The organism is Massilia polaris (assembly GCF_012927275.1).
GTDB classification, from domain to species: Bacteria; Pseudomonadota; Gammaproteobacteria; order Burkholderiales; family Burkholderiaceae_D; genus Telluria_A; species Telluria_A polaris.
Window position 1 is genome coordinate 21,016 of sequence record NZ_JABBGG010000020.1, and the last position, 10,571, is coordinate 31,586.

The 10,571-nt window shown below is 64.0% G+C and carries 10 protein-coding genes; 8 read left to right on the plus strand and 2 right to left on the minus strand.

All coding sequences use genetic code 11. The features are described 5' to 3' along the window. Positions 1–5: 5 nt before the first annotated feature. Complete coding sequence (locus HHL21_RS21100) at positions 6–1,385, plus strand: alkaline phosphatase (RefSeq protein ID WP_169469599.1); 1,380 nt, start codon at positions 6–8, stop codon at positions 1,383–1,385. 171 nt (positions 1,386–1,556) lie between these two features. Here the strand turns inward: HHL21_RS21100 and HHL21_RS21105 are convergent, their stop codons facing one another. Together HHL21_RS21105 and ffh are read right to left on the minus strand one after the other, a co-directional pair. Next, on the minus strand, positions 1,557–1,922 hold the full coding sequence (locus HHL21_RS21105; protein ID WP_169469601.1) for an SWIB/MDM2 domain-containing protein: 366 nt from the start codon (positions 1,920–1,922) through the stop codon (positions 1,557–1,559). Between the two features lie 178 nt (positions 1,923–2,100). After that, a complete protein-coding gene (gene ffh / locus HHL21_RS21110) occupies positions 2,101–3,471 on the minus strand; it encodes a signal recognition particle protein (RefSeq protein WP_169469603.1) in 1,371 nt (456 codons plus the stop codon). A 238-nt stretch (positions 3,472–3,709) separates the two neighbouring features. On the opposite strand from ffh, the gene HHL21_RS21115 reads away from it, so the two are divergent. The 7 genes from HHL21_RS21115 to HHL21_RS21145 all read left to right on the plus strand — a co-directional run bounded on the left by HHL21_RS21115 (position 3,710) and on the right by HHL21_RS21145 (position 10,320). Further along, positions 3,710–4,297: an ABC transporter substrate-binding protein gene (locus HHL21_RS21115; protein WP_169469605.1), complete on the plus strand. Its 588-nt coding sequence runs from the start codon at positions 3,710–3,712 to the stop codon at positions 4,295–4,297. Positions 4,298–4,315: 18 nt separating this feature from the next. Next, positions 4,316–5,131: an ABC transporter permease gene (locus HHL21_RS21120; protein ID WP_169469607.1), complete on the plus strand. Its 816-nt coding sequence runs from the start codon at positions 4,316–4,318 to the stop codon at positions 5,129–5,131. Position 5,132: 1 nt separating this feature from the next. Further along, on the plus strand, positions 5,133–5,930 hold the full coding sequence (locus tag HHL21_RS21125) for an ABC transporter ATP-binding protein (protein ID WP_169469609.1): 798 nt from the start codon (positions 5,133–5,135) through the stop codon (positions 5,928–5,930). A gap of 208 nt (positions 5,931–6,138) precedes the next feature. Beyond that, positions 6,139–6,942, plus strand: a complete 804-nt coding sequence (locus HHL21_RS21130; RefSeq protein WP_169469618.1) for a cytochrome C assembly family protein — start codon at positions 6,139–6,141, stop codon at positions 6,940–6,942. Further along, positions 6,939–7,178 carry a PP0621 family protein gene (locus tag HHL21_RS21135; protein WP_169469620.1) on the plus strand — a complete coding sequence of 80 codons (240 nt, stop codon included), beginning with the start codon at positions 6,939–6,941 and terminating at the stop codon, positions 7,176–7,178. The genes HHL21_RS21130 and HHL21_RS21135 overlap by 4 nt, the downstream gene beginning before the upstream one ends. 6 nt (positions 7,179–7,184) lie before the next feature. Continuing rightward, positions 7,185–8,867, plus strand: a complete 1,683-nt coding sequence (locus HHL21_RS21140) for a sensor histidine kinase (protein ID WP_169469622.1) — start codon at positions 7,185–7,187, stop codon at positions 8,865–8,867. Between the two features lie 28 nt (positions 8,868–8,895). Continuing rightward, positions 8,896–10,320: a sigma-54-dependent transcriptional regulator gene (locus tag HHL21_RS21145; RefSeq protein ID WP_169469624.1), complete on the plus strand. Its 1,425-nt coding sequence runs from the start codon at positions 8,896–8,898 to the stop codon at positions 10,318–10,320. Positions 10,321–10,571: the final 251 nt, after the last annotated feature.

A 10,571-nucleotide genomic window follows, 5' to 3' on the forward strand; every position in this document is an offset into this window, starting at 1 on the left:
CAACGATGAAACCAAACCGAATCCTCGCGCTGCTGCTGGCCGCATCGTGCGCAAGCGCTGTCCCGGCGTTTGCCGCTGGCCCTGCGAAGAACATTATCTTCTTCCTCGGCGACGGCATGGGCCCGACCACCATCACCGCCGCGCGCATCTTCAAGTACAAGGAAGAAGGCCTGCTCAATTTCGAGAGGTTCGAACGCACGGCGCGCATCAAGACCTACTCGAACGACGCCCAGACCACCGACAGCGCACCGTCGATGGGCTCGTACATGACCGGCATTAAGATCAACAACGACGTCATCTCGATGGCCGACGCGAAGCCGGTGTCGCCCGCCAAGGACGCTAACGGCAACGCCACCATCGACCGCTGCGGCGACGGCAACGGCCGTGCCGCGCCGACCATCCTGGAGCTGGCCAAGGCCAAGGGCAAGGCGGTCGGATCGATCACGACGACCGAGCTGACGCACGCAACGCCTGCATCGACCTTCTCGCATGTGTGCGATCGCGATGCGGCGTATTCGATCGCGGCGCAGGTCGTGCCGGGCGGGGCGGGATACAACACCGCGCTGAAGGACGGCGTCGACGTGCTGATGGGAGGAGGGCGCAACCACTTCACGCCGTACGACAAGGAGCGCAACCGGAAAGGGCGCGCCGACGGACGCGACATGATGGCGGAATTCGCCGCGCGCGGGTACACGGTGGCGCTGGACCGCAACGGCATGCTGGCGGCGCCGCTGGCGCGCAAGTTCGTCGGCATCTACAGCCCCGATACGCATCTGGACTTCGAACTGACTCGCCGTCCCGAGCAGCCAAGCCTGTCCGAGATGACGCGCAAGGCGATCGACCTGCTGGCGCATGATCCGGACGGATTCTTCCTGATGGTCGAAGGCGGCAAGATCGACCACGCGCTGCACGGATCGAATGCCAAGAATGCGCTGGTCGATGCGGTGGCGATGGACGATGCGGTGCAGGTGGCGGTGGACAAGATGCGCGCGATCGATCCGGGGCTGAAGAACACGCTGATCGTGGTGACGGCGGACCATGACCACACGCTGACGTTCAATGGCTACGCGAAGCGCGGCAATCCGATCCTCGACATCGTGCGCAGCTACCACGACGGCCAGCCGGCGCGCGACGCCGACGGCAAGACTTACACGACGCTGGTGTTCGGGAATGGGCCGAACCGCAAGGGCGAGCGGGTGGATGTGACCAGTGAAGCGGCGCTGGCGGACAATTATCAGCAGGAGACCGGTGTGCGACTGAGCACGGAGACGCACGGCGGCGGCGATGTGAAGCTGTTCGCGACGGGGGCGGGCTCGGAAGTGTTCAAGGGGACGATGGAGAACACCAGGGTGTTCCATCTGATGAAGGCCTCGTTCGGGTTTTAATACGTCGCCCGTCGTTCCCCCGACGCGTCGTCAGTATGGGTTCCCGCATGCGCGGGAATGAAGCGTTGGTAGTGGAAGCGCATTCCACATTTAACGGTGACATAGCCAAACAAAAAGGCCCCGGTTCTGCAACCGGGGCCTTTTTCTATTTGCTTGGACAGCTAGTTCTTATTATTTCAGGTGGTCGGAAATGAGCTTGGTCATTTCGAACATCGATACCTGAGCTTTGCCGCCGAAGACAGCTTTCAGCTTGTCGTCTGCGTTGATCATGCGGCGGTTCGCTGCGTCTTGCAGGTCCAGCTTCTTGATGTAGTCCCAGACCTTCTTGGTCACTTCCGTGCGTGGCAGCGGGGTCGAGCCAACAACTTGTGCCAGTACATCCGACGGCGTCATCGCCTTCATGAAGGCTGCGTTAGGCTTGCGTGGAGCTGCTGGTTTCTTTTCTGCTGCAGCTTTTGCTGGAGCGGCCTTCTTGGCAGCTGGCTTTGCCGCTGCTTTTTTTGCTGGCGCTGCTGGGGATTTTTTGGCTGTTGCCATCTTCGAGCCTCCTAAACGAACACATGGGGAAATTGCGCAATTGAACGCACCGGCCTATATTGGTGGGGTTTTACTGTTGTTGCAAGTGTTTTTCGAAAATTTTGGCCGTTTTCATAGGGAGAACGCCATTTTTTGCCCCGTACCGACCCTGCAAGGGGGGACTTGCCCCCCCTTTTGCTTAGCGCATCCCGCCCGGCATCATGCCCTTCATCGAGCGCATCATCTTCATCATGCCGCCGCCCTTGAGCTTCTTCATCATGGTTTGCATCTGGTCGTACTGCGCCAGCATGCGGTTCACTTCCTGCACCTGAACGCCGGCGCCGGCCGCGATGCGGCGCTTGCGCGTGGCCTTGATCAGCTCCGGCTTGGCGCGTTCCTGCGGCGTCATCGAGTCGATGATGCCGACCATGCGGCGCACCTGGCGGTCGGCCTGGTCCATGTTGGCGCCGCCGGCAGCCTGCTGGAACTGGGCCGGCAGCTTGTCGACCAGCGAGGCCATGCCGCCCATCTTCTTCATCTGCCCGAGCTGCGACTTGAAGTCGTTCATGTCGAAGCGGCCGCCAACCTTGATCTTGTTGGCCAGGTCCGCCGCCGCTTTCGAGTCGACGCCCTTGCGCGCTTCTTCAACCAGCGCCAGGATGTCGCCCATGCCCAGCACGCGGTTGGCCATGCGCTGCGCATCGAAGGCTTCGAGGCCATCCAGTTTTTCGGACACGCCGGCAAACTTGATCGGCTTGCCGGTGATGTGGCGCACGGACAGTGCAGCACCGCCGCGCGAATCGCCGTCAAGCTTGGTCAGCACGATACCGGTCAGCGGCAGCGCGTCGTTGAACGCCTTGGCCGTGTTGATCGCATCCTGGCCGAGCATCGCATCGACCACGAACAGGGTCTCGATCGGCTTGACCGCTTTGTGGACCGCGGTAATTTCCTGCATCATCGCTTCGTCGATACCGAGGCGGCCGGCGGTGTCGATAATGACCACGTCGTGATAGTGCTTGCGCGCCCAGTCCAGCGCGGCCAGCGCGATGTCGACCGGCTTGTCGGCGCTGGTCGACGGGAAGAAGTCCGCGCCGACTTGTTTGGTAATCGTTTCGAGCTGCGCGATCGCGGCCGGACGGTACACGTCGACGGATACGGTCAGCACTTTTTTCTTCTTCTGCTCGCGCAGGTACTTGGCGAGCTTGCCGACGGTGGTGGTTTTACCCACACCCTGCAGGCCGGCCATCAGGATGATCGCCGGCGGCTGCTGCGCGAAACTCAGTTGCGACGCCTCCGGGCCGAGGTCGGCGCCCATCAGGGCGGCCAGCTCGCGCTGGACCACGCCGACCAGGGCCTGGCCTGGCGACAGCGAGGCGATCACTTCTTCGCCCAGCGCCTTTTCCTTCACGCGGGCGATAAATTCGCGCACCGCTGGCAGCGCCACGTCGGCTTCGAGCAGCGCAAGGCGCACTTCGCGCAGCATGTCGGCGGTGTTCGATTCGGTCAGACGCGCCTCACCGCGCATGGTCTTGACGACCTTGGCAAGGCGTTGGGTTAAGTTATCTAGCATGGGATACCTGGCTAATTAGAGGCGTAAAGCGAAAAATACCGGCGCGTAGCCGGTTGCGCCAACATTTTACCCTATGTGCCAGCCATCTCCAGCCTACCCTCGCTGCATGCGCGAACCCGCCGCTATTAAGCAATCGCAAACTTCGGCCTGTTGTCGTTTGACACTTGATGGCGCCCCTTATAGCCTTTCCGGCCAGCAGTTAGTTTCGTATTTGCACCGAATATCAGGGGAGACATCGATGAAAGCAATAACGTTCTGCAAGCTCATCACCATCGCGACGGTGATGATGTCCGGCGCCGCCCAGGCACAGGAAACCATCCGCCTCGGCAATCTCAAGTTTGCGCACTATGGCGCCGTCTCGTACATCAAGGAAATCGCGCCGAAATGCGGCATCCGGGTCGAGGAGAGGCTGTTCGCGAAAGGCCTGGACGTGATGCAGGCGATCATCGCCGGCGAACTGGATATCGGCACGACCGCGTCGGAGGCGGCGATTGCCGGCCGCGCCGGCGGCGCCCCGGTGATCGTGGTCGCCGGATTCGCCAGGGGCGGTGCCCGGCTGGTGGCGCGGCCCGGGCTGAACATCAAGGGCGTCAAGGATTTGAAGGGCAAGAAGGTCGGCGTGACGCGCGGCGCGATCCAGGAGGTGTTCGAGGACGCGATCAGCAACTCGCCGTACTCGTACGACATCACGCCCGAGCACATCCAGATCACGACCGACACCATGGCCAGGACCGGTGTCGGGCGCATGGCGAAGCCGCCCGTTGCGAAGGACTGGGTCCGGACCGACCTGCTCGATGCTGCAAAAAAGAGCCTGAATGTCCTGTAGCCGAGACCGGGAGACGCCATGAAGACCAGGCATGTGAAGGAAATCGCGGTCGGCGCGGTGGCGCCGGCCATCCTGATAGCGATATGGCAGGCGGCGGCGATGCTGGGGTGGGTCAATCCGCAGGTGCTGCCCTCGCCGCTGGCGGTGTCGGAGAAGTGGATCGCCTACCTGTTGCCGCTGCAGCCGCACACTGAAGGAAGCTGGCTCGCGTGGGCGCTTTCGGGCGAACTGGTGGTCGACTCTCTCGGCAGCCTGTACCGGGTGGTGGCCGGCTTCGTCGTCGGCGCGGGGCTGGCGCTGCCGCTTGGCCTGGCGATGGGCGCCAGCCCGCGTGTCTATGCGTGGTTCAATCCGCTGCTGCAAGTACTGCGGCCAATCCCGCCGATCGCCTACATCCCGCTGTCGATGCTGTGGTTCGGGCTGGGCGACCCGCCGGCGGTTTTCCTGATCGCGCTCGGCGCGTTTTTTCCTGTACTGATGAATACCATCGCCGGCGTGCGCCACGTCGACGGCATCTACCTGCGCGCGGCGCGCAACCTGGGGGCGGGCGGCAGCACCATGTTCGTGCGCGTGATCCTGCCGGCCGCCGTGCCTTATATATTGTCGGGTGTGCGGATCGGGATCGGCACCGCGTTCATCGTCGTCATCGTCTCCGAGATGATTGCGGTGAACGACGGGCTGGGGTACCGCATCCTCGAAGCGCGCGAGTTCTTCCTGTCCGACAAAATCATGGCCGGGATGATCACCATCGGCCTGCTTGGGCTGGCGATCGACGTCGGCATGAACCGCCTGAACAACCACCTGCTGCGCTGGCACCGCGGCCTGGAGAACTGAGATGAGTGCATCACCGATTTGCATTAAAGAGGTCAACAAGGTATTCCGGACCGGCGAGCGCGAACTGATCGCGCTGAAGGACATCGACCTCGAGATCCCGAGCGGGCAGTTCACCTGCCTGCTGGGCCCATCGGGCTGCGGCAAATCGACCCTGCTCAACGCAGTGGCCGGCTTCGCGCTGCCGACCAGCGGCAGCATTGTCGCCAATGGCGGGGAAGTGACGGGGCCGGGGCCGGACCGCGGCATGGTCTTCCAGGAGTACGCGCTGTTCCCGTGGATGACAGTCGAAGAAAACGTCGCGTTCGGGCTGCGGATCAAGCGCACGGACAAGGGGGCGATCGAGGCGACCGTCGGCAAGCTGCTCGGAATGCTGTCGCTATCGGACTTCCGCAAGCGCTACCCGAAGGACCTGTCGGGCGGCATGCGGCAACGGGTAGCGATTGCGCGGGTGCTGGCGCTGGACTCCCCGGTCATGCTGATGGACGAACCCTTCGGCGCGCTCGACGCTTTAACCCGGCGCAACCTGCAGGACGAGCTGCTGCGCATCTGGGCCGAATTGAAGAAAACTATCATCTTCGTCACGCACAGCATTGAAGAAGCGATCTACCTGGCCGACCGGATCGTGGTGATGACCTACCGTCCCGGCACGGTGAAACGGGACATCACGGTAAGATTGCCGCGACCGCGCGACCCGTCGGCGCCCGGGTTCAACGCCCTCAAGCGCGAGCTCGGCCAGCTGGTGATGGAAGAGCAACAACGCCACCACACCGACGAACTGCGCATGGCCGCCGTCGATTAACGCCCCACAACATTCTAAAATCGGGGTCATCGTGACCCGGTCCGTCCCCGGGGACGGACCGCGAAGGCTTTTGAAACATTTCAAAAGCACGGTGGTCAGCGTGATCCGGTCTGTCCCCCGATTTTAGAATCTTGTACATATTAAATATTGCTGAGTAATCATGGGCCTCGGTCGGCTATGCGGGCCGCGATGGTGTAAACTTGGCTGCATGCAGACCTACCTCCTTTTCGCCGCCGCGCTGCTGTATGCCGTGTGCGCCGTGCTTCCTACCCGGCTGGGGAAGCTCATCTCCAGCGTCACCGCAGGCGCGTGGCTGTTGCATGGCGCTGCCTTGTGGCAGGGCATGATGGCGCCCGGAAGCTTGCGCGTCGGCTTCGCGTCGATGATTTCCGCCGCGATGTGGATCTCGGTGATGGTGTACTGGCTGGAAAACCGCAACTTCGCGCTCGATGGCCTGCGCCGGCTGGTCATGCCGTCCGCGACTCTGGCCGCAGTCCTGCCGGCCGTCTTCCCCGGCAGCGTGTTCCAGCTCGATCACGCCGCGCCCGCTTTCGGCTGGCATATCGCCGTCGCCATCCTGGCCTACAGCACCCTGACCATCGCCGCCTTCCATGCGGTGCTGATGGCGCTGCAGGAGTCGCGCCTGCATGCGCGGCCGGCAGGCAGCGGCTGGTTCGCCAGCGCGCTCGACCAGCTCCCGGCGCTGCTGACGATGGAAAAGCTGCTGTTCCGCCTGATCGGCATCGGCTTCGTGCTGCTGACCCTGACCGTGCTGTCGGGTATCCTGTTTTCGGAGCAGCTGTTCGGCATCGCGCTGAAGTGGGATCACAAGAGCGTGTTCGCGCTGCTGTCGTGGGTGCTGTTCGCGGCCTTGCTGGCCGGCCGGCGCTGGCGCGGCTGGCGCGGCAAGACGGCCTTGCGCTTCACGCTGGCCGGTTTCGCGACACTGGTGCTGGCCTATGTCGGCAGCCGGTTCGTTCTTGAAGTTGTTTTGCACCGAGGGATCGCATGACCCGTATTTTGTTTTGGATTGCTTTAATTGTCCTGATCGTGATGGCCGTCCGCGCCAAGCTGCGCGCGATGACGCCGAAAGAGCCGGATGCCCCGCGCGCCGAGCGCGAGCCGGCGCAGGTTGAGTCGATGACGCGCTGCGCCCACTGCGGCGTGCATTTCCCGGCTTCGGAAGCGGTGCGTGCGGACGGGCTGGATTACTGCAGCCCCGCCCACGTCCGCCTTCCGGCGCAGTAGCCGCGGATGGGACGCTGGTATGCGTTGTCGGCCGAGTCGCGCTCGACCTTCTGGCGCTCCCTCCAGACGCTGAACATCACGCGCGTCGTCATCGCGCTGGTGCTGCTGATTTACCTTACCTTCAACGGCCGCGGCGTCAGCGACAGCGGCAAATTCCTGTACGCCGAAACCTGCGCCGCCTACCTGATGCTGGCCATCGGTTTCGCGCTGCTGACCCACTACTGGCGCCATCGCTTCCTGCTGCAGCTGTCGGGCCAGATCGCCGTCGATATCGCCGTCATCTCGATGCTGTACCTGGCCGGCGGCGGCGCGCGCAGCGGCCTGGTGATCCTGTATCTGTTCCCGCTGGCCGGCGCCGCGATCCTCGCACCACTGGTGCTGGCGCTGTTCTCCGCTTCGCTGGTCACCTTGTTCCTGCTGGCGGAAACCAGCTGGCAGCTGCTGTTCCAGCAGGTTGGCGGCAGCGTGATGCAGGCCGGCCTGTATGGCGCGACGTTCTTCGCGATCGTCCTGGCCGTGAACAGCCTGGCGGCGAAGCTGATCCGGCAGGAGGAACTGGCGGCCGAACGCGGCATCGACCTGAAGACGCAGCAGGCGATCAACCAGATCGTGATCGCCGACGTGGCGGAAGGTGTGCTGGTGGTGGGGCGCGATGGCCGCGTCCTGGCCAGCAACCCGGCGGCGCGCACCATGCTCGGCCTGGCCGACGGCGAAGTCGATTTCGCACTGGGCGACATCCCGGCGCTGGCCCCGGTGGCGTTTGCCTTCGTCGGCTGGCAAGAGCAGGCCGAAGACGTGCAGGGCGCCGAGCCGCATGCGGCTTTCGTCACGATCAAGCCCTACAACGAAGCGCCCGCACCGGGCAGCACGCTGACCCTCAGCGGGTGGCGCGAACTGTCAGCCCACCTGAAGCTGCGCTTTGCGCGCGTCGACACGCCGCCCGGCGCGGCCGAACGTTGCGTGATCTTCCTGCATGACGTGACTGCCATCGAAAACCAGGCGCAGCAACTCAAGCTGGCCTCGATGGGCCGCCTGACCGCGAGCATCGCGCACGAGGTGCGCAACCCGCTGTCGGCGATCGGCCACGCCACCGCGCTGCTGGCCGAAGACCTGCAAACGCCCGTCCATGCGCGCCTGCTGAAGATCGTCGGCGACAACGTGGCGCGCGTCGACCGCATGGTCGAGGATATCCTCAAGCTGTCGCGCAAGGTGCAGCCCAACGGCGAGCCGCTCTACCTCGACGTTTTCCTGTCCGAGCTGAAGGCGGAATTCCAGGAAACCTATGGACTGGCCGATGATATAGTCTGGGTCGGCAGCAGCGCCAGCGCGCCGGTGCGCTTCGATGCGCTGCACTTGCGCGAGGTCGTGACCAACCTGCTCACCAACGCGATCCGCTACGCCAGCCGCCTGCCGGCCAGCATGCGCCTGTGGGTGGTGGAGGCGGGCGGGCAGGTAGAGCTGCACGTGCAGGACGACGGCCCGGCGATCACGCCGGAAGTCCGGTCGCACCTGTTCGAGCCGTTCTATACGACGTCGAGCAAGGGCACCGGCCTCGGTCTCTATCTCGCGCGCGAGTTATGCCTGAATAATGAAGCGAAGCTCGATTACGAGTACCGCTTCGACGCCAACGCATCGGGCCAGCAGAAGGCCAGCGGCAGGTTTGTCATTACGTTCGCTCCGGGCGCGTGATGCGGTCCCGTACCAGAAAGGCAGTGCAATGAGTTCTCCCCGTATCCTGGTTGTCGACGACGAAGCCGACCTGCGCGAGCTACTCGAGATAACGCTCCTGAAAATGGGACTGGACGTGGACAGCGCCGAAACGCTGGGCCAGGCGCGCGCCTTCCTGGCCAAAGGCGAATATGCGCTGGTGCTCACCGACATGCGCCTGCCCGACGGCCTGGGCATCGAACTGGTTCGCGAAGTCACCACACTATATAAGGGCACGCCGATCGCGGTCATCACCGCATATGGCAGCGCCGAAAACGCCGTCGTCGCGCTGAAGGCGGGCGCGTTCGATTATGTGACCAAACCGGTGGCGCTCGACCAGCTGCGCATCATGGTGCAGTCGGCGCTGCGCGTCTCGACGGGACAGGCCGGGCAGCCAGGGCCCGCGGCCGGCGCGCCCTCGCGCCTGATCGGCGAGTCGCCGGCAATGCAGGGGCTGCGCGCCCAGATCGGCCGGCTGGCCCGTTCGATGGCGCCGATTTCGATCACCGGCGAATCGGGCAGCGGCAAGGAACTGGCCGCACGCGAGATCCATGCGCAAAGCTCGCGCGCTGCCAAGCCTTTCATTGCCGTCAACTGCGGCGCGATCCCCGAGGCGCTGATGGAAGCGGAGTTCTTCGGCTACCGCAAGGGCGCGTTTACCGGCGCCGCCGAAGACCGCGACGGCTTTTTCCAGGCCGCGAACGGCGGCACCCTGATGCTGGACGAAGTGGCGGACCTGCCGCTGGCGATGCAGGTCAAGCTGCTGCGCGCGATCCAGGAACGGCGCGTGCGCAAGATCGGCGCGACCGCCGAGGAGCCGGTCGACGTGCGCCTGATCAGCGCCACCCACCAGGACCTGGCCAAATGCGTCGAAACCGGCAAGTTCAGGCAGGATCTGTTCTACCGCCTGAACGTAATCGAGCTGTCGCTGCCGCCGCTGCGCGAACGGCTCGACGACCTGGGCGTGCTGGCTAACGCGATGCTCGACCGGCTGGTCGGTCCAGGCCAGGCCACGCTTGGTCCGCAAGTGCTCGAAACCCTGGCGGCCTATTCATTCCCGGGTAACGTGCGGGAACTGGAGAATGTGCTCGAGCGCGCACTGGCGTTTGCCAACGACGGCGTGATTGAAGTGGGCGACCTGTCGCTCAAGAGCGCGCGGCTGGCGGAGCCATCGTCGGCGCCGGTGGCCGCGGCTCAGGCGGCCGAGCCTCCGGCGCCGGTTGCCAGCCCTGCGCCGGCCGCGGTACCGCCGGCACCGGATGCACTTCCGAATAACCTGCCGGAGTACCTTGAGCAGGTCGAACGCGACATCATCCTGCGCGCGCTGGCGCAGACCCAGTTCAACCGCACCCAGGCGGCGCAACTGCTGGGGATCAGCTTCCGTCAGTTGCGCTACCAGATGCAAAAGCTCGACATTCAGGCGCCTGAGGACTGATTCGGCGGATGGTGGAGCAGGGGTTTCGAATCTCGCCGCGCTTCGCCTGCGTAACGGTATCCGCTTGCAAGCGGATACTCCTTTTCTCGCGGCTTGTCCGCCCTGCAAAAGTTGGCCGAGCGCGGTAATGCCGTTCAGTTAAGGTGATTTCTTAATGACGCGAACGGCGTAGCGCTTCGGTGTCGCTTTGACGGCCCGGTCGTATTTGCGATCGGGCCGTTCGTCATTCAGGAGGCTAACCAGCCTTTCGC